Below are 18,357 nucleotides of genomic sequence, written 5' to 3'. Positions count from 1 at the left end.
GCCGTAGCTCAACAAGGCTCGGGTTGTTAGCTCAGTCGGTAGAGCAGCGGACTTTTAATCCGTTGGTCGCAGGTTCGAATCCTGCACAACCCACCAGTTTCGGTCGGTTTCGATCACGGGCTCTTAGCTCAGTTGGTAGAGCAGCGGACTCTTAATCCGTTGGTCGTAGGTTCGAATCCTACAGGGCCCACCAAGTTTTCTTGGCAGGCGTGATCGAAGGCGATAAGGGATTGGGCTCTTAGCTCAGTTGGTAGAGCAGCGGACTCTTAATCCGTTGGTCGTAGGTTCGAATCCTACAGGGCCCACCAAAACAGAAGGGACTCGTTGAAAGACGAGTCCCTTTTTGTTTTTCCGGGCCGCCCGCTGCGAGCACCTCCCTGTGCGGCGCCCGTGCCGCTTTGCACGCTTGTGCGCATCCCAGGGCCCGCCCCCCCGCACGCGCTGCGGTTGTGAAGTTTTGTTTCAGTATCATCCAGGCCTTTGCATGCGCCCATTTCCGGTCGCAGCAGCGATCGCGAGAGCAGCAGGGCCATGGACAGCAGCAAGGACACGATCAGCCTGGGCGCGCAGCCGCGCGGCGTCGGCCTGCGCCTGGGGCCCTGGACCCTGGACATGCAGAGCCGCCGCGATGCCGGCCGCCTGCTCCTCGCCTTCCTCGTCTTCCATGCCCTGCTGTGGGTCGTCAGCTCCGCGCTGACCCACCGCGCCCCGCCCTGGGACAACATCGAGCAGCTGGTCTGGCAGCAGTCCCTGCAGTGGGGCTACTACAAGCACCCGCCGTTCCCCACCTGGTGGCTCAGCTTCTGGACCACGCTGCTGGGCAAGCAGATCTGGGTGACCTTCTTCGCCGCGCAGCTGAGCGTGGTGCTGATGCTCTACATGGTCTGGCGCATCGGCCTGCTGGTGATGTCGCCGGCGCGCGCGCTCTGCGCGGTGCTGCTGAGCAGCCTGCTGATCTACCACGGCATCCACGGCATCATGGCCAACCACAACACGGTGCAGCTGATGCCCGTGGCCCTGCTGCTGTGGACCGGCCTGCTGGCGGTGCGGGAGGGCGGCTGGTGGCGCTGGCTGCTGGCCGGCCTGGCCGCGGCCTTCTGCATGCTGACCAAGTACAGCGCCCTGATCTGGTTGGCCGTGCTGGGCCTTTGGATGATCCAGGACCTGCGCATGCGCCGCCTGCGCCCCTGGCTGGGGGCAGGTCTTGCCCTGCTGGTGGCGGCCGTGCTCTTTGCGCCGCACGTGCAGTGGCTGCTGCGCGAAGGCGCGCCCACTCTCGGCTACGTCAGCAAGGCCGTCAATGGCGAGAACGATGCCTCGCAGCTGGGCCACTGGGGCCGGCTGCTGAATTTCGTCGTGATCCAGTTCGGCCGCGCGCTGCCTCTGCTGCTGGCCACGGGCCTGCTGGCCTGGCTGCTGCGCCCGCACGCCCGCTGGCCGGGCGTCCAGGTGCCTGAGCGGCCGGAGCTGCGCTTCATCAGCTTCATGGCGCTGGGCCCGGTGCTGCTGACCTCCCTGCTGGGCGTGGCCGGCGTGAAGCTGGGCTCGGCCTGGGCTGCCACCTTCTTCGTGGTGCTGGGCCTGTGGCTGATGCGTTTTGTCCCGGCCTACGAACCCAACCGCATGGTGCGCACGGCGCTCATCATTGCCATGGGTTTCGAGCTGCTGATGGCCCTGAGCCAGGCCCTGGCCAATGGCTGGCTGGTGGACCTCAAGGACCGCCCGGCCCGCGCCAACTTCCCGGCGCAGAAACTCGCCGCCCAGGTGGACGCGGTCTGGCGCCGGCACCAGCCGGGGCCCCTGCATATCCTCGTCGGCGAGACCTGGCTGGCGGGCAATGTCTCGGTGCATGCGCCCACGCACCCGCTGGTCTTCCTGGATGCCGACCCGCAGAAGTCGCCCTGGGTCAAGCCCGAGATGGTCCGCCAATGCGGCGCCATGCTGGTCATCGACGTGCGTGACCTGGGCCAGCTGCCCACTGCCGTGAACGCCCTGCGCGAGCAGGCCTACGCCCAGGGCCGCATCGACCTGCCCTGGACGCGGCGCGGCACCGGGCCGCACCTGCAGGTGGAGTGGTCCATCGTGGCGCCGGAGAAGTCGGGCCTCTGTCCGGTGAACTGACAGCCGCTAGCATGGCGGCATGAAGCTGTACCTCCTCTTCCTGCTGGTGGCCGCCGCCACGGTGGCCAGCCCCGGGCCCGGCGTGATGCTCTCGCTCAACAACGCCCTGCGCCTGGGCTGGCGCGGCAGCCTGCCGGGCATCGCCGGCGTGGCAGCGGGGGCGGCGGTGGTGGCGGGCATCTCGGCCACCAGCCTGGGACTGCTGCTGGCGCAGTCGGCCCTGGCCTTCACCGTGATCAAGCTGCTGGGCGCGGCCTATCTGGTGTGGCTGGGGATCAAGCTCTGGCGGGCGCCGTCCCAGGACTGGGCAGAGGCAGCCCAGGCGCCGGTGCTGAGCCCGCGCCGGCGCTTCCTCGAAGGCCTGATGCTGCAATTCACCAATCCCAAGGCCATCGTCTTCTTCCTGTCCATCCTGCCGCAGTTCGTGGACCCGGCCCATGGCGCAGCGCCGCAGCTGCTGCTGCTGGTGCTCAGCTATGCGGGCCTGGTGCTGCTCATCCACAGCCTCTATGCCTGGGGTGCGCAGTCGGTGCGGCAGTTCCTGGGCTCGGCCCGCGGCCGGCGCTGGTTCCAGCGCGGCAGCGGCCTGGTCTTCATCGGCTTCGGGCTGGCGCTGGCGCGGGCCAGCCGCTGAACCGTTGAGCCGTCCACCCGACCCTGCTTGGCGCGGGCCTATGAGCGGGCGGCAAGGGCCCCTGGGCTAGACTGCGCGGCTTGCGAGAGATCCCCATGAGCATGAATCAAGAAGCCCTGGTGCTGCAGGCCCTGCAGCGCGTCGTCGATCCTGTGACCCAGCAGGATTTCGTCAGCAGCAAGCAGATCAAGCAGCTGCGCATCGAGGGCGAGGCCCTGAGCTTCGAGCTGGAGATGGGCTACCCGGCCGCCGGCCTGCATGGCGCCCTGCGCGAATCGCTCGCCGCCGCGGCCCGCACCGTGCCGGGCATTGCGCGCGTGGACATCCGCATCAGCACCCGCGTGCTGGCCCATGCCGTGCAGCGCGGCGTGCAGCTGCTGCCCGGCGTCAAGAACATCGTGGCCGTGGCCTCCGGCAAGGGCGGCGTGGGCAAGAGCACCACCGCCGCCAACCTGGCCCTGGCCCTGGCGGCCGAAGGCGCCCGCGTGGGCCTGCTGGACGCCGATATCTACGGCCCCAGCCTGCCCCTGATGATGGGCGCCAGCGGCCAGCCGGAGTCGAAGGACGGCAAGACCATGGAGCCCATCCTGGCCCATGGCATCCAGCTGATGTCCATCGGCTTCCTGGTGGCCGAGGACCAGGCCATGGTCTGGCGCGGCCCCATGGCCACCCAGGCCCTGGACCAGCTGCTGCGCCAGACGCACTGGCAGGACCTGGACTACCTCATCATCGACATGCCGCCGGGCACCGGCGACATCCAGCTGACCCTGTCCCAGCGCGTGCCGGTGACGGGGGCGGTCATCGTGACCACGCCCCAGGACATCGCCCTGATCGACGCCAAGAAGGGCCTCAAGATGTTCGAGAAGGTGGGCGTGCCCATCCTGGGCCTGGTCGAGAACATGGCGGTGCACATCTGCACGAACTGCGGCCATGCCGAGCACATCTTCGGCGCCGAGGGTGGCCAGAAGATGGCCGCGCAGTACGGCCTGGCCTACCTGGGCGGGCTGCCGCTGGCGCTGTCCATCCGCGAGCAGGCCGATGCCGGCCGGCCCAGCGTGGTGGCCGAGCCCGAGGGCGAGATTGCGCAGCGCTACCGCGACATCGCCCGCAAGGTGGCGGCGCGCATCGCGGGGCAGGCCCGGGACTACTCGTCCAAGTTCCCCACCATCACCATCTCCAAGAACAGCTGAGCCCATGAGCATGCCGGGACCCGAGCTGCTCCAGGCCCTGCTGGAGCGCCATTCCGTCGGCCCCAAGCACCTGGCCGAGCCGGGACCGGACGAGGCGCAGCTGCAGCAGATGGTGGCCGCCGCGCTGCGCGGGCCGGACCACGGCGAGCTGGTGCCCTTCTGCTTCAAGTGGGTGGGCGGCGAGGCCCGCCAGCGCATGGCCGACCTGTTCGCCGCGGCCGCGCGGCGTGCGGGCAAGGACGAGGCCGGCGCGTCCCTCGACGCCGAACGCGCCCTGCGCCCGCCCGTGACGGTGGCCCTGGTGGCCCGCATCGACATGGGCCACCCGCAAGTTCCTGCCCATGAGCAATGGGCCTGCGTGGGTGGCGCCCTGGCCAATTTCCTCAACGCGGCGCATCTGCTGGGCTATGGCGCCAAGATGCTGTCCGGCGCCAAGGTGCGGGATGCCGACATCGTGGCCGCCTTCTGCGAGCCCGGCGAGACCCTGCTGGGGTGGATCGCCCTGGGCACGCCGCTCAAGGCCGGCCGCGCCTCGCGCAAGCCCGAGGCCGGCGCGGTGCTGCAGCGCTGGCCGAAGAAGCCTTGAGGCTCAGCCCTGCTGCGTGGCCTTGAGGTCACGCACATGCGTCGGGCCCACGCGGGCCTCGATGGCGGCCAGCATGTCCTTGCCCCAGCCCAGCGCGAACAGCCCCTCGCCCACCACGAACATGGGCCCGACCAGCAGGCCCACCAGATCGTCCACGAAGGCGGGCTTGCGGCCCTCGTAGTAGTGGCCGACGAACTGGATGATCCAGCCCACCACGAAGCTGCCCACGCCCACCGTCAGCCAGGCGGCCGCCGACCCTTGCGCGAAGGGCGTGGCCAGGGCCATCAGCAGGGCGTTCACGGCCACGGTGGCCAGGCCCAGCACCAGGGCGCCGCGGCTGAGGTACCACAGCGCGCTGACGGCGCACAGCAGCCAGGCGGCATTGGCCTGCAGACCCGCCACCTCCAGCGGGATGCGCGCCAGCAGCACACCGATGGCGAACACGATCAGCGGGATGCCCACGAAGTGCGTGGCAATGTTGCGGCGGTCGCGGTGGTAGGCGGCGTACTGGGCCATCAGGTCCAGGGCAGGACGGAAGGGGCTGGCCATGGCGGGTCTCCACGTTTGTCTTGATATCCATCAGCTTAGGCAGCGGCGAGCATTCGCACTGTCAAAGATTCGACAGTTGAGCCCCTCCCAAACCCATGGTCCCGGATGACGAATACCAGGCCCTGGCCCGCAGCCGCTGGTTCGCCAGCTGCGAGCCCGAGCTGCAGGCCGCCCTGTGCGCGCTGGGTCACGGCCTGAGCCTGGTGGACGGTGAGCTGCTGTTCCACCAGGGCCAGCGCTCGGCCGGCCTGTGCTGCGTGCTCGCCGGCGCTCTGCATGTGGGGCGGCTGCAGCCGGACGGCACACAGAGCCTGCTGGCCTGGCTGGAGGCCGGTCACTGGTTCGGCGAGATCTCCCTGCTGGACGGCCAGCCCCGCACCCACGATGTGCGCAGTGACGGCACGAGCCGGCTCTGGCTGGTGCCCGAGGCGGCCCTGGTGGCCTGGCTGGACCAGCATCCGCGGCACTGGCGCAGCGTCGCCCGCCTGGCCTGCGCCAAGCTGCGCCAGAGCTTCGAGGTGCTGGAGGACATCGCCCGGCAGCCCCTGGAGGCACGGCTCGCCAAGCGCCTGCTGCAGGTGGCTCAGGGCTATGGCGAGCAAGACCTGACCCCACAGGATGCGTCGACGCCGCGCCGGCTGCGCCTCCCCCAGGAGCAGCTGGCCCTGATGATGGGCGTGAGCCGGCAGACCGTGAACAAGGCGCTGAAGTCCCTGGAGGCGCAGGGGCATATCGCGCTGCGCTATGGCGGCATCGAGCTGCTGGCGCCACAGGCCCTGGCGACGCTGGGGCAGAATCTTGGGCATGACTAAGCCAGCACGCGTCCGCATCCAGACCGAGGACTTCGACCTCAGCGCCGAGTGCGCCGCCCTGCGCGCCGACGATGGCGGCGTGGGCGCCGTGGTCAGCTTCGTGGGCACTGTGCGCGGCGGGTCCGGCCAGCCGGGCGCCGACGCCATCACGCTGATGGAGCTGGAGCACTACCCCGGCATGACCGAGGCGGCCATCGAGGCCATGATCGACGAGGCCCAGCGCCGCTTCGACATCCGCGCCGCCCGCGTGATCCACCGTGTGGGGCCGCTGGCCCCGCTGGACCAGATCGTGGGCGTGTTCGTCAGCTCCCGCCACCGCGGCCAGGCCTTCCAGGCCTGCGAGTTCCTGATGGACTACCTCAAGACCCAGGCCCCGTTCTGGAAGAAGGAGCACGGGCCGGACGGCGCCCGCTGGGTCGATGCCCGCGAGGTGGACGACGCCGCCCTGGCGCGCTGGGGCATCGCCTCGGACAACGCCTCGGACCGCGCGGCGTCGGGCGCATGAGCCTGCCGCTGCAGATCGCCGCCGTGGCCGTGGGCGCCAGCGCGGGCGCCCTGGCGCGCTGGGGCGCGGGCCTGTGGCTCAATGCCCGCTGGACGGGTTTCCCGCTGGGCACGCTGCTGGTCAATGTGCTGGGCGGCTTCCTGATCGGCATGGCCCTGGAGTGGTTCGGCCGCATGCCCAACGAGATGGCGCGCCTGCTGCTGGTCACCGGCTTTCTGGGCGGGCTGACCACCTTCTCCAGCTTCTCTGGCGAGTCCCTGAGCCTGCTGCAGCGCGGGGACTTCGGCCTGGCCCTGGCTCATACCCTGATCCATGTGCTGGGTTCCCTGGCCGCCGCGGCCGCAGGCCTGGCCCTGATGCGTGCCGCGCTGAGCTGAGCGCCTTCAGTACCGGTGCAGGCCGTCGTACTGCGCCTTGCCCAGCGGCAGGCCCTGCTGGCGCAGCAGCAGGTAGACGGCGGTGAGGTGGAAGCAGAAATTGGGCAGGGCGAACTCGTGGATCCAGGCGCGCAGCGGCAGGCGCAGCCAGGCCTGGCCGGCATCGCCTTCGACCAGGCGGCCGGCGGGCTCGAAGTCCTCGGGGTGCCAGGCCTGTACCTGGGCCTGAAGCGCCTGCACCTGGCGCCGCATGCCGGCCAGGTCCTGCGGCCAGTCCGGGTAGCGGGGCTCGCTGCCGCGCAGTACCGCCTCCATGCGGGGCACGAAATTGCCGCAGATCCAGACCTGGCTGCGCAGGGGCAGCATGTCCGGCGCCAGGCGGGCTTCCAGCAGCGCGTCCTCCGCCAGCCCCTGGCTTCGGACCTGCGATTGAGCCAGGTCAAGAAGCCCGTCCAGCTGCCCGAGATAGCGTAGAAGGGTGGGCACGGTGCCGAGATGAAGCTCGGAGCCGGCGCTGCCCGGGGCGGTGGAGTTGGCGGTCTGTGGCATGGTCAGCATTCTGACCGCGGACGCCGGGCTGTCACCCCGCGGCTCTTGAAATGCGGCGAGCTGCGCCCACTTGAACGACAACGGAGGATGACATCCATGCGAGTCGACAAGTTCACCACGCGCTTCCAGGAAGCCCTGGCCGAAGCCCAGAGCGGCGCCGTCACGCGCGACAACCCCTACATCGAACCTGCCCACCTGCTGCAGGCCATGCTGGCGCAGGAGGACGGCCCCCGCGCTCTGCTGGAGCGGGCCGGCGTGCGCCTGCCGGCGCTGAAGACGGCGCTGGACAGCATCGTCAACGGCCTGCCGCAGGTGCAGGGCGAGGGCCAGCAGGTCCAGCCCAGCCGCGACCTCGTCAGCCTGCTGCAGGCGGCCGAGAAGGAAGCCGCCAAGCGCGGTGACCACTTCATCGCCAGCGAGATGTTCCTGCTGTCGCTGGCCGACGCCAAGAGCGACCTGGCCGGCATCGTCCGCGGCCACGGCCTCACCCGCAAGGGCCTGGAGGCGGCCATCGAGGCGGTGCGCGGCGGGCAGAAGGTGGATTCGCAGGAGTCCGAGGGCAATCGGGAATCCCTTAAGAAGTACACCCTGGACCTCACCGAGCGTGCGCGCCAGGGCAAGCTGGATCCGGTGATCGGCCGCGATGACGAGATCCGCCGTGCCATCCAGGTGCTGCAGCGCCGCTCCAAGAACAACCCCGTGCTGATCGGCGAACCGGGCGTGGGCAAGACCGCCATCGTGGAGGGCCTGGCTCAGCGCATCGTCAACGGCGAGGTGCCAGAGTCGCTGAAGGACAAGCGCGTGCTGGTGCTGGACATGGCCGGCCTGCTGGCCGGCGCCAAGTACCGCGGCGAGTTTGAGGAGCGCCTGAAGTCCGTGCTGAAGGAGGTGGCCGCCGACGAGGGCCGCATCATCCTGTTCATCGACGAGATCCACACCATGGTCGGCGCCGGCAAGGCCGAAGGCGCCATCGACGCGGGCAATATGCTCAAGCCCGCGCTGGCCCGCGGCGAGCTGCACTGCATCGGCGCGACCACGCTGGACGAATACCGCAAGTACGTCGAGAAGGACGCCGCCCTGGAGCGCCGCTTCCAGAAGGTGATGGTCGACGAGCCGACGGTGGAGGCCACCATCGCCATCCTGCGCGGCCTGCAGGAGAAGTACGAGGTGCACCACGGTGTGGAGATCACCGACCCGGCCATCGTGGCCGCGGCCGAGCTCTCGCACCGCTACATCACCGACCGCTTCCTGCCGGACAAGGCCATCGACCTCATCGACGAGGCCGCGGCCAAGATCAAGATCGAGATCGACTCCAAGCCCGAGGCCATGGACAAGCTCGACCGCCGCCTGATCCAGCTGAAGATCGAGCGCGAGGCCGTGCGCAAGGAAAAGGACGAGGCCTCGCAGAAGCGCTTCGAGCTGATCGAGGACGAGATCGAGAAGCTGCAGCGCGAGTACGCGGACCTGGAGGAGATCTGGAAGTCCGAGAAGGCCACGGCCCAGGGCTCGGCCCAGGTCAAGGAAGAGATCGACCGCATCAAGTTCCAGATCGAGGAACTCAAGCGCAAGGGCGACTTCAACAAGGTCGCCGAGCTGCAGTACGGCAAGCTGCCCGAGCTGGAGAAGCGCCTCAAGGAAGCGCAGGCCAAGGAGAGCGACAAGGCAGGCAAGGCCAAGCAGGGCGCCGCGCCGCAGCTGCTGCGCACCATGGTGGGTGCCGAGGAGATCGCCGAGGTGGTGTCACGCGCCACCGGCATTCCCGTCTCCAAGCTGATGCAGGGCGAGCGCGACAAGCTGCTGCAGATGGAAGACAAGCTGCACCAGCGTGTGGTGGGCCAGGACGAGGCCATCACCGCGGTGGCCGATGCCATTCGCCGCTCGCGCGCCGGGCTGTCCGATCCGAACCGCCCGCTGGGCTCCTTCCTCTTCCTGGGCCCCACGGGCGTGGGCAAGACCGAGCTGTGCAAGGCGCTGGCGGGCTTCCTGTTCGACAGCGAGGACCACATGGTGCGCATCGACATGAGCGAGTTCATGGAGAAGCACTCCGTGAGCCGCCTGATCGGCGCGCCCCCCGGCTATGTGGGCTACGACGAGGGCGGCTACCTGACCGAGGCCGTGCGCCGCAAGCCCTACAGCGTGCTGCTGCTGGACGAGGTCGAGAAGGCCCACCCCGATGTGTTCAATGTGCTGCTGCAGGTGCTGGACGACGGCCGCCTGACCGACGGCCAGGGGCGCACCGTGGACTTCAAGAACTGCGTCATCGTGATGACCTCCAACCTCGGCTCCCAGCACATCATGGCGCTGGCCGGCCAGGACGAGGAGGTGATCCGCGAGGCCGTGTGGGGCGAGGTCAAGCAGCACTTCCGCCCGGAGTTCCTGAACCGCATCGACGAGACGGTGATCTTCCACGCGCTGGATGCCCAGCACATCCAGTCCATCGCCAAGATCCAGCTGCGCCAGCTGGAGGAGCGCCTGGCCAAGCTGGAGATGAAGCTGGACGTCAGCGAGGACGCCCTGGCCGAGCTGGCCAAGGTGGGCTTCGACCCGGTCTTCGGTGCGCGGCCGCTCAAGCGGGCGATCCAGCAGCGCATCGAGAATCCGCTGTCCAAGCTGATCCTGCAGGGCCGCTTCGGTCCCAAGGATGTGATCCCGGTGCAGGTCGAGAACGGCGAGTTCAGCTTCGGGCGCGTGGTGCACTGACCCCGTCGCTCAAGAAGGCAAAGGGCGCGAACCCGCGAGGGTCGCGCCCTTTTCACTGGAGCCTGTGGATCAGCCCTTGGCCTGCTTCCAGCGCTGCAGCAGCGTGGCTTCCTGCTCCGCGCTGAAGGCCAGCTTCACGCGGCCCTTCTCCTCCTTGAGCTGGGTCTTGTACCAGGCCAGGGTGTCGGCCACGGTCTGCTCGACGGGGCGGAACTTCAGGCCGGCCTGGACGGCGCGGGTGGTGCGCCAGGTGTGGAAGCCCTTGCTGTCACCGAGGTAGGGCGCCCAGATGGGCATGTCCAGGTCTTCCTGCTTGGCCATGAACTCGCCCGGCACCCAGGTCACGGTGCCCGGCGTGCCGGCGGACTTCTGGCAGGCGGCGATCACGCGGCCCCAGCTCATGGGCTCGGCCGGGCCGACGGCGTTGAACTGGCCCATGGTGCCGTTCTCCACGAGGTGCACCAGCCAGGTGGCGAGATCGCGCACGTCGATCAGCTGCAGCGGATCCGTGGGGGCGCCTGGCACGGCGATCTCGCCGCCCTTGTCGAAGCGCACCGGCCAGTAGGTGAAGCGCCCGGTGGGATCGTCCGGGCCGACGATGTAGCCAGGGCGCACGATGGTGCTGCGGCCGGGCAGGGCCTTGGCCACGGCGGCCTCGCAGGCGGCCTTGAGCCCGCCGTAGTTCTCGAAGTTCTTGCCCATGGTCTCGACCGTGGGGTCGGCCAGCACGGCCAGGGGCGAGTCCTCGTCGCCGCCCACGGGCACCGGCTCCTTGTAGGCGCTGATGCTGGAGATGTAGATGTACTGCTTCACCCGCGGCGCCAGCAGCTGGGCCGAGGCGCCGACCATGCGGGGGTAGTAGCCGGAGTCATCGATCACGGCATCCCATTCGCCGGTCTCGAGCGACTTCAGGCCTTCGCCCTTGAGCGGGTCGCGGTCGCCCTGGCGCTTCTCCACGTCGGGGAAGAGGCCAGGCCGGGTCTTGCCGCGGTTGAAGAGGGTCAGGACGTGACCCCGTGCCTTGGCCACCTCGACGATGGCCGGGCCCAGGAAGCCCGTGCCGCCCAGCACCAGGATGCGCTTGGGCGCGGGGGCTTTGTCCGCGGCATGGGACTGGGGCAGCAGGCTCAGGGCGCCGAGGCCGGCGGTCCATTGCATCAGGTGGCGACGGGTAGGTTTCATGGGACGTCCTTTTCAGCGGAAGGGAAGGGAGAGGGCTCAGGGGCGCAGTGCCGCGGTGGCCGGCGCAGGAGGGGTGGGCGGGGGCGCGTCGGGCCGGGTGGCCTGCTGACGCACGAGCTGCCCCAGCGAGCGGCCCGTCCAGATCCACAGGCCGGCGCAGCCCAGGGCGGCGAGGCTCACGGGCAGGGCCAGCACGCTCATCAGCGTGGGGGCCCAGACGCCCAGCACGTCGCCCACGCGGTAGACGAAGGTGTCGATGAAGGGCTTGGACTTGTAGCGCTCCTCGGGCCCCAGCGGGATGTACAGCAGCTCACGCGCCGGGCGATCCACCGCGTAGTGCAGGCCGCGGCGCAGCACCTGCACGGCCGCCAGCACCGCGAAGCTGGGCCACAGGGCCAGGGCGCCGAAACCGGCGAGAGTCAGCGTGGGCAGCACCAGCAGCACGCCGCTGACGCCGATCCAGCGCAGCAGGCGGCCGGTCAGGAAGAGCTGGGTCAGCAGGGTCAGGGCATTGACCCACAGGTCCAGCCGCGCGAAGGCCGCGGTGCGTTCGGCGCCGCCGGCGAAGCTGCTGGCCACGATCTCGCCCTGGGTCAGGTAGAGGAAGGTGGAGGTCAGCGCATACAGCAGCATGTAGACGCACAGGGCCTGCAGATAGCGCGAGCCCGCGATCGCCCGCCAGCCCTCCAGGGCCGAGGGGCCGGGCTCGCGTTCGGGCTGGGCCTGCTCGGAGACGCCGAAGTGCCGCCGCAGCACGCCCATGCAGGCCACCGCGATCTCCAGCGCCAGCACCGAGAGCCCCATCAGCGCGGCCGGCCCCAGCTGCAGGCCCCAGCTGCCGCGGCTCAGCGCGTCCGTCAGCGCCGCGCCTCCCATGGCGCCCAGCGTGCCGCCCATGGAGATCAGGCCGAAGAGGCGACGGCCCTGTTCCTCGCGGAACACATCGCTCATGAGGCTCCAGAACACCGAGACCACGAAGAGGTTGAAGACGCTCAGCCATACGTAGAAGGCATAGCCCAGCCACACGGCGCCGGGCCAGGCCATCATCAGGCCCCCGAAGACCAGCAGATTGGCCGCGAAGAAATGCGAGACCGCCGGGATGAAGCGCCGCCGCGGCCAGCGCGACACCAGCTTCGCGTAGAGCGGGTTGGCCACCAGCATCACCAGCAGGGTCACGCTCATCAGCCAGGGCAGCTTGTCCGCGCCCTTGGCGATGCCCATGGCCTCGCGCACCGGGCGCAGCAGGTAGTAGCTCAGCAGCAGGAAGAAGAAGTAGGCGGCAGCCCACAGCAGGGCGCGGCCTTCGCCGGGGCGCACCAGCACCAGTCGCTGCAGGAGGGGTCGTGAGGCGGTCATGGGGGACATGCGGGGAAGCTGGGCGGAGGGGCGGCTGAGGCCGCTCCTGTCTTGACTGGCATTGAAGGCCGGCCACGCCGCCTTGTCCTGAAGTCATGCCGGCTTTGTGATGCCATTTGTTCTCAGTGTTTTCACGGTTGGCGGCGCGAGCCGCGGGCGGCGGCAGGGGCCGGAGCCGCGCTGGAGCTTTCTACAATCCGCCTCCATGACTTCCTATTCCGTGGGCGTGCAGCCCCGTTGCTTCGCCCTGGTGCCCGCGGCAGGCGTGGGCAGCCGCTCGGGCGCCACGCAGCCCAAGCAGTACGTGCCCCTGGCGGGCCGCGCCCTGATGGCCCACACGCTCGCTGCCCTGCAGGCGGTGCCGGGACTGGACGCGACCCTGGTGGTGCTGTCCCCCGAGGACGAGCAGTTCGAGCAGGCCGTGCCCGGCTTCGCCGGCGAGCGCGCCTGGGTCGCCCGCTGCGGCGGTGCCAGCCGCGCCGAGAGCGTCGCCAACGGCCTGCTGGAGCTCCAGGCCCGCGGCGCCCAGCCCCACGACTGGGTGCTGGTGCACGACGCCGCGCGCTGCCTGCTGCGGCCTGAGTGGGTGCAGGCGCTGATGGCCGCCTGCGCGGACGATGAGGTCGGCGGCCTGCTGGCCCTGCCGGTGGCCGACACGCTGAAGGACGAGGCCGAGGGCCGCGTGCAGGCCACCGTGGACCGCCGCGGCAAATGGGCCGCGCAGACCCCGCAGATGTTCCGCCTGGGCCTGCTGCAGCCGGCGCTGCGGCAGGTGGGCGACGCCGCCACCGACGAGGCCAGCGCCGTCGAGGCCCTGGGGCACCGGCCGCGGCTGGTGGCGGCGTCGCTGGAGAATTTCAAGGTGACCTATCCGGCGGACTTCGCACTGGCCGAGCGCCTGCTGAGGACACGCGCGGAATGAGCCGCCCTCTGCCCTGGCGTCGCGCGGCGCTGCTGTTGCTCGCCAGCGGCCTGAGCCTGCCGGCCCATGCGCACGGCGCCGGCCTGCTGCTGCTGATGGTCGGGCTGCCGCTGCTGCTGGGCCTGTACGCCACAGTGCTGGTGCGCGCCGCCTTCTTTGTGCCGCGGCCACGGCGTGGAGCCGTCCTTGGGGTGACCCTCATGCTCGCGCCGCTGTGGGCGCTGCTTGCGGGCAGCCCCTTGCTGGACTATCGCCTCGAGATCGCCCTGCGCGAGTTCGAGGGCCGCTGGTCGCTGGGCGTGCCTGTGCTGCTGGCGGCGCTGAGCTGGCATCTTCAAAACCGCATCATCCGGGCGCCTCGCCCGCGTGGAAAGTGAGCTTCGAACCATGAACCCTCTGGACCTGCGCATCGGCGAAGGCTGGGACACCCACCAGCTCGTCAGCGGTCGCCCGCTGATCCTCGGCGGCGTGACCATCCCGCACACCCACGGCCTGCTGGGCCATTCCGATGCCGACGCGTTGGCGCACGCCATCACCGACGCCCTGCTGGGCGCCGCGGCTCTGGGCGACATCGGCAAGCTCTTCCCCGACACCGCGGCGGCCTTCAAGGATGCCGACTCCATGGTGCTGCTCGCAGAAGCCCATCGCAAGGTGCGCGAGGCGGGCTGGGCCCTCGTCAACATCGACAGCACCATCGTGGCCCAGGCGCCCAAGATGGCGCCGCACATCGTGCCCATGCGCGAGCGCCTGGCTCAGGTGCTGAGCCTGCCGGTCGATCGCATCAATGTGAAGGCCAAGACGGCCGAGAAGATGGGCCCTGTGGGCGAGGGCCGGGCCATCGAGACGCGGGCGGTGTGCCTGCTGATGCGCGCGGGCTGAGCCCGCCCGGGCTCACTGCGCGCGGCGCAGGCGGATCTGGGTGACCAGGCCGCCGTCGTCGGCATTGCGCATGGAGAGCTTGCCGCCCTGGCGCTGCACCGACTTCTCCACGATGGCCAGGCCCAGGCCGGCGCCGGTGGCCGCCGTGCGGGCGGCATCGCCGCGAAAGAAGGGCGTGGTGAGCTTGTCCAGCTTGTCCTGGGGCACGCCGGGGCCGTGGTCACGCAGGGTCAGCAGCACCTCGGCGCCCTGCACCTTGGCTGTCACCAGCATCAGGGTGGGCAGGTCCGGCAGGTGGCCGTAGCGGCGCGCGTTCTCCATGATGTTCAGGAAGATGCGGCCCAGCTCGACCTCGTCGGCCCAGACCTTGATGTCCGCCGGCACATTGTTCTGGATGCGGATCTGGGACGGGTCGCGGAAGCCCTGGGCCTCGCGCTCGGCCACGTCGCGCAGTTTGATGGGATGCAGGGCCAGCTCGCTGGGGCGGGCGTAGTCCATGAACTTGTTGATGATGGCGTCGAGCTGGTCGATGTCCTGCGCCATGTACTGGCGGGCCAGTTCGTCGGTGACGCTCATCTCGGCCTCCAGCCGCAGACGGGCCAGGGGGGTGCGCAGGTCATGGGAGATGCCGGCCAGCATCACGCTGCGGTCTTCCTCCATCTTGGCCAGGTCGCGGGCCATGCGGTTGAAGCCCATGTTGACTTCGCGGATCTCGCTGGTGAGGGTGCTCTCGTCCAGGCGGGAGTCGTACTCGCCCTCGCGGATGCGGCCGGCGGCGGTGGCCAGCTCGCGCAGCGGGTGGTTGATCAGCCGCGCGATCAGGGCCGAGCCCAGGATGGTCACCAGTAGCGCGATCAGCAGCCACCACCAGTTGGCGGTGAGCCGGGCGGACATGGGCTCGGGATTGGTGCGCAGCCAGTAGTGCTCGGTGTCGATGCTGAAGCGCACCCACAGGCCGGCCTCGCCATTGAGGCTGCCGGCCACGACGGTGTCGGCACCCAGGCGCTGCTGCAGGGCCTGGACCAGCTGGTGGGTGAAGCTGCTGTTGCCGTAGTCCACCCACTGGTCGGTGGGCTCGGAGATCTCCACCTGGATGTCACGGCTGTGGGTCAGCGACTTGATCATGGCCACGCGGTTCACGCCGTCGGTGGTCGCCATGGCGGCACGGCACAGATTGACCAGGCCGGCCAGCTGATGGGCGGACTCCAGCGCGCGGGGTTCGGCGTCCAGCGCCCGGAAGGTCAGCTGCCAGGCGAACACGGCACCGGCCAGCAGGGCGGCCAGCAGCGCGAAGGTGCGCCAGAACAGGTTGAAGGCGAGGATCTTGGGCGGTTGCGGCATGGGCGCTCAGCCTGCCCGACGGGCGGCTTCAGGCGACGCCAGGCCGCGGCGGGCCGGCGTCAGCAGGGGATTGGTCAGCTGTTTTCGTCGGGCACGAAGACGTAGCCCACGCCCCAGACGGTCTGGATGTAGCGGGGCTGGGCCGGGTCCGATTCCAGCAGCTTGCGCAGGCGCGAGATCTGCACGTCCAGGCTGCGGTCGAAGGGCTCGAACTCGCGGCCCCGGGCCAGCTGGGCGAGCTTGTCGCGCGACAGCGGCTGGCGGGGGTGGCGCACCAGGGCCTTGAGCATGGAGAACTCGCCGGTGGTGAGGGGCAGGGGCTCGCCGTTCTTGGACAGGCGACGCAGGGCCAGGTCGAACTCGAAGGGGCCGAAGCTGACCGTCATCGGTTCCTTGGACGGCGCACCGGGCGCCTCCATGGCCGGGCGGCGGCGCAGCACGGCATTGATGCGGGCCAGCAGCTCGCGCGGGTTGAAGGGCTTGGCGAGGTAGTCGTCGGCGCCCACTTCCAGGCCCACGATGCGGTCCACTTCCTCGACCTTGGCCGTCAGCATGATGATGGGCGTGCTGTCGTTGGCGGCACGCAGGCGGCGGCAGATGGACAGGCCGTCCTCGCCGGGCATCATCAGGTCCAGCACGATGAGGTCGACGGTCTCGCGGGTCAGCTGCTTGTTGAGCGCCTTGCTGTCTTCCGCCAGCAGGACCTCGAAGCCCTCCTGCGTCAGGTAGCGGCGCAGCAGGTCGCGGATACGGGCATCGTCATCGACGACGAGGATGCGGTTGGCGCGGGTACTGCTGCTCATGAACGGCTCCGGGAAATATGTAACAGCGCCATTGTGGGCCTGTTCGCCGCATGAATCGCAACCGAATCAACAGTCGTTACGGTTTGGTAACAACTCAGGCGGAGCCTTGCCAACGAGGGGTCGGCGCCCTTCGTTGTGGGCGGGGCGCGGCCTGTCCTGCTATGGTCAGGCCTGCTCCATTTCCAGTGATTTCAAGGATTCCAAGGAGGATTGCATGAAGAAGCGACTGCACCGCGCCGCCTGGGCCGGGCTCATTCTGGGCTCGGCCGCACTGCCTGCGCTGGCCCAGCAGGCGGCCAGCCCGCTGCCACGTGACCGGCTGAATCTCTCGGCCACCGCCAGCGTGGAGGTCACGCGTGACACCCTCGGTGTGGTCTTCTCGACCACCAAGGACGGCAACAACGCCGCCGCGGTCCAGCTGGCCCTGAAGCAGGCCCTGGAAGCCGCGCTGGCCGAGGCGAAGAAGATCGCCAAGCCGGGCCAGGTCGAGGTGCAGACGGGCAATTTCTCCATGTACCCGCGCTACGGCAGCAAGAATGGCCAGACCTACATCAACGGCTGGCAGGGCTCGGCCGAGCTGATGGTGGAAGGGAAGAACATCGGTGCCATTTCCGAGCTGACGGGCCGCATCGGCACCATGAACATTGCGCGGGTGGGCTACAGCCTGTCCAAGGAAGCCCGCGAGCAGCAGGAGAGCGCGGTGGTGGCGCAGGCCATCGCCCAGTTCAAGGCCCGGGCCGCGGAGTACGCGAAGCAGTTCGGCTTCAGCGCCTATGAGATCGGCGAGGTCAGCGTGAACACGCAGGACGCCGCGCCCATGCCTATGGCCGCGCCGGCGCTGCGCATGAAGGCCGCCGGCGCGTCCATGGACGAAGCCCTGCCCGTGGAAGCGGGCAAGGCGACGGTGAGCGTCAGCGTGAACGGCTCCGTCGTGATGAAGCGCTGAGGGGCTGGAGGCTGCCGGCGGCGGCCTCCTGTCACCTCACTGGGCGGTCCAGCCGCCGTCCAGGCTCCAGGCCTGGCCGCGCACATTGGCGGCCGCCTCGGAGCACAGGAAGACCGCCAGCGCGCCCAGCTGCTCGGGCGTGGTGAACTGCAGCGAGGGCTGCTTCTCGGCCAGCAGGCGGCGCTTGGCTTCCTCGTTGTCCACCCCGTCGGCCGCGGCGCGCGCGTCGACCTGCTTCTGCACCAGGGGCGTCAGCACCCAGCCGGGGCAGATGGCGTTGACGGTGACGGGGCAGGTGGCGGTCTCCAGTGCCACGGACTTGGTGAAGCCCACCAGGCCGTGCTTGGCCGCCACATAGGCCGACTTCTGCGCCGAGGCCACCAGGCCATGCACCGAGGCCAGGTTGATGATGCGCCCCCAGCCCTTGTCCAGCATGCCGGGCAGCGCCAGGCGCGTGGTGTGGAAGGCCGAGCTGAGGTTGATGGCAATGATGGCGTCCCAGCGCTCCGTCGGGAAGTCCTGGACCGGCGCCACGTGCTGGATGCCGGCGTTGTTCACGAGGATGTCCACCCCCCCGAACTCGCGCTGGGCATAGGCCATCAGTTCGGTGATCTCGGCGGCCTTGCTCATGTCGGCCCCGTGGTAGCCGACCTTCACGCCCAGTGCCGCCACCTCGGCCTTCGGACCCTCGGCATCACCGAAGCCGTTGAGCACGATGTTCACGCCCTCGCGAGCCAGAGCGAGGGCGATGCCCAGCCCGATGCCGCTGGTGGAACCGGTCACCAGGGCAGTCTTGCCTTTCAACATGTGAATTCCTTTCGTGGGTCTGCGTGGACTTCGGGGTGCGGGCCTGCCTGCCAGGGCAGAATGCCGTCAACGCCCTCGCGGGCTTTTGGAATCCCGGG

The 18,357-nt window shown here is 69.5% G+C and carries 19 protein-coding genes and 3 tRNA genes; 15 read left to right on the top strand and 7 right to left on the bottom strand.

Translation table 11 applies throughout. From position 1 onward, the window contains the following. The first annotated feature begins 20 nt into the window (after positions 1-20). The 7 genes from ABDJ40_RS18285 (at position 21) to ABDJ40_RS18255 (ending at position 4,531) form a co-directional block, all read left to right on the top strand. Positions 21-96 (top strand) — tRNA-Lys (locus ABDJ40_RS18285). Positions 97-117: 21 nt separating this feature from the next. After that, a tRNA-Lys gene (locus ABDJ40_RS18280) sits at positions 118-193 on the top strand. A 39-nt stretch (positions 194-232) separates the two neighbouring features. Continuing rightward, positions 233-308 (top strand) — tRNA-Lys (locus ABDJ40_RS18275). A gap of 223 nt (positions 309-531) precedes the next feature. Further along, positions 532-2,121, top strand: a complete 1,590-nt coding sequence (locus ABDJ40_RS18270; RefSeq protein ID WP_347611795.1) for a glycosyltransferase family 39 protein — start codon at positions 532-534, stop codon at positions 2,119-2,121. A 19-nt stretch (positions 2,122-2,140) separates the two neighbouring features. Further along, positions 2,141-2,755: a LysE family translocator gene (locus tag ABDJ40_RS18265; protein ID WP_347611794.1), complete on the top strand. Its 615-nt coding sequence runs from the start codon at positions 2,141-2,143 to the stop codon at positions 2,753-2,755. Between the two features lie 95 nt (positions 2,756-2,850). Next, entirely contained in the window at positions 2,851-3,945 is a 1,095-nt protein-coding gene (gene apbC / locus ABDJ40_RS18260) for an iron-sulfur cluster carrier protein ApbC (protein WP_347611793.1), read from the top strand. Positions 3,946-3,949: 4 nt separating this feature from the next. Continuing rightward, complete coding sequence (locus tag ABDJ40_RS18255; protein WP_347611792.1) at positions 3,950-4,531, top strand: nitroreductase family protein; 582 nt, start codon at positions 3,950-3,952, stop codon at positions 4,529-4,531. Positions 4,532-4,534: 3 nt separating this feature from the next. On the opposite strand, the gene ABDJ40_RS18250 is transcribed toward ABDJ40_RS18255, so the two are convergent. Further along, a complete protein-coding gene (locus tag ABDJ40_RS18250) occupies positions 4,535-5,080 on the bottom strand; it encodes an Mpo1 family 2-hydroxy fatty acid dioxygenase (RefSeq protein ID WP_347611790.1) in 546 nt (181 codons plus the stop codon). 95 nt (positions 5,081-5,175) lie between these two features. On the opposite strand from ABDJ40_RS18250, the gene ABDJ40_RS18245 reads away from it, so the two are divergent. The 3 genes from ABDJ40_RS18245 to crcB are packed head-to-tail and all read left to right on the top strand — an operon-like array spanning position 5,176 to position 6,774. Beyond that, positions 5,176-5,892, top strand: coding sequence for a Crp/Fnr family transcriptional regulator (locus ABDJ40_RS18245; protein WP_347611789.1), 717 nt, complete (start codon positions 5,176-5,178; stop codon positions 5,890-5,892). Continuing rightward, the gene (locus ABDJ40_RS18240) at positions 5,885-6,397 is read left to right on the top strand and encodes a molybdenum cofactor biosynthesis protein MoaE (RefSeq protein WP_347611787.1); all 513 of its coding nucleotides are present in this window, start codon (positions 5,885-5,887) and stop codon (positions 6,395-6,397) included. Before ABDJ40_RS18245 ends, ABDJ40_RS18240 begins: the two co-directional genes overlap by 8 nt. After that, positions 6,394-6,774, top strand: coding sequence for a fluoride efflux transporter CrcB (gene crcB, locus ABDJ40_RS18235; protein WP_269633861.1), 381 nt, complete (start codon positions 6,394-6,396; stop codon positions 6,772-6,774). Before ABDJ40_RS18240 ends, crcB begins: the two co-directional genes overlap by 4 nt. Before the next feature lie 6 nt (positions 6,775-6,780). On the opposite strand, the gene ABDJ40_RS18230 is transcribed toward crcB, so the two are convergent. Further along, entirely contained in the window at positions 6,781-7,323 is a 543-nt protein-coding gene (locus ABDJ40_RS18230; RefSeq protein ID WP_347611786.1) for a DUF1993 family protein, read from the bottom strand. 96 nt (positions 7,324-7,419) lie between these two features. Here ABDJ40_RS18230 and clpB point away from each other — a divergent pair, with 96 nt between their 5' ends. After that, positions 7,420-10,023, top strand: coding sequence for an ATP-dependent chaperone ClpB (clpB, locus tag ABDJ40_RS18225; RefSeq protein WP_347611785.1), 2,604 nt, complete (start codon positions 7,420-7,422; stop codon positions 10,021-10,023). Between the two features lie 69 nt (positions 10,024-10,092). Here clpB and ABDJ40_RS18220 read toward each other — a convergent pair whose 3' ends face one another. Together ABDJ40_RS18220 and ABDJ40_RS18215 are read right to left on the bottom strand one after the other, a co-directional pair. Then, positions 10,093-11,205, bottom strand: coding sequence for a Rossmann-fold NAD(P)-binding domain-containing protein (locus ABDJ40_RS18220; protein WP_347611784.1), 1,113 nt, complete (start codon positions 11,203-11,205; stop codon positions 10,093-10,095). A 36-nt stretch (positions 11,206-11,241) separates the two neighbouring features. After that, positions 11,242-12,561, bottom strand: a complete 1,320-nt coding sequence (locus tag ABDJ40_RS18215; protein WP_347611783.1) for an NTP/NDP exchange transporter — start codon at positions 12,559-12,561, stop codon at positions 11,242-11,244. 205 nt (positions 12,562-12,766) lie between these two features. Between ABDJ40_RS18215 and ispD the strand changes: the two genes are divergently transcribed. Genes ispD through ispF form a run of 3 tightly spaced genes read left to right on the top strand, consistent with a single transcriptional unit; the run spans position 12,767 to position 14,362 of the window. Next, complete coding sequence (gene ispD / locus ABDJ40_RS18210) at positions 12,767-13,483, top strand: 2-C-methyl-D-erythritol 4-phosphate cytidylyltransferase (protein WP_347611782.1); 717 nt, start codon at positions 12,767-12,769, stop codon at positions 13,481-13,483. Next, entirely contained in the window at positions 13,480-13,860 is a 381-nt protein-coding gene (locus tag ABDJ40_RS18205; RefSeq protein ID WP_347611781.1) for a hypothetical protein, read from the top strand. Before ispD ends, ABDJ40_RS18205 begins: the two co-directional genes overlap by 4 nt. Positions 13,861-13,870: 10 nt before the next feature. Beyond that, the gene (gene ispF, locus ABDJ40_RS18200) at positions 13,871-14,362 is read left to right on the top strand and encodes a 2-C-methyl-D-erythritol 2,4-cyclodiphosphate synthase (RefSeq protein WP_347611780.1); all 492 of its coding nucleotides are present in this window, start codon (positions 13,871-13,873) and stop codon (positions 14,360-14,362) included. Between the two features lie 12 nt (positions 14,363-14,374). Here the strand turns inward: ispF and ABDJ40_RS18195 are convergent, their stop codons facing one another. Both ABDJ40_RS18195 and ompR read right to left on the bottom strand, forming a co-directional pair. Continuing rightward, the gene (locus ABDJ40_RS18195) at positions 14,375-15,703 is read right to left on the bottom strand and encodes an ATP-binding protein (RefSeq protein ID WP_347611779.1); all 1,329 of its coding nucleotides are present in this window, start codon (positions 15,701-15,703) and stop codon (positions 14,375-14,377) included. A 74-nt stretch (positions 15,704-15,777) separates the two neighbouring features. Continuing rightward, entirely contained in the window at positions 15,778-16,506 is a 729-nt protein-coding gene (gene ompR / locus ABDJ40_RS18190; protein WP_183104246.1) for an osmolarity response regulator transcription factor OmpR, read from the bottom strand. A 214-nt stretch (positions 16,507-16,720) separates the two neighbouring features. On the opposite strand from ompR, the gene ABDJ40_RS18185 reads away from it, so the two are divergent. Continuing rightward, positions 16,721-17,452 carry an SIMPL domain-containing protein gene (locus ABDJ40_RS18185; protein WP_347611777.1) on the top strand — a complete coding sequence of 244 codons (732 nt, stop codon included), beginning with the start codon at positions 16,721-16,723 and terminating at the stop codon, positions 17,450-17,452. Positions 17,453-17,488: 36 nt separating this feature from the next. On the opposite strand, the gene ABDJ40_RS18180 is transcribed toward ABDJ40_RS18185, so the two are convergent. Next, a complete protein-coding gene (locus tag ABDJ40_RS18180) occupies positions 17,489-18,259 on the bottom strand; it encodes a 3-hydroxybutyrate dehydrogenase (protein ID WP_347611776.1) in 771 nt (256 codons plus the stop codon). Between the last annotated feature and the right edge of the window lie 98 nt (positions 18,260-18,357).

The sequence above is a fragment of the Roseateles flavus genome, from assembly GCF_039872765.1.
Taxonomy (GTDB): Bacteria; Pseudomonadota; Gammaproteobacteria; order Burkholderiales; family Burkholderiaceae_C; genus Roseateles_B; species Roseateles_B flavus.
Note: the sequence above shows the minus strand (reverse complement) of the source record. Positions and strands in the feature narration are given on the sequence as shown.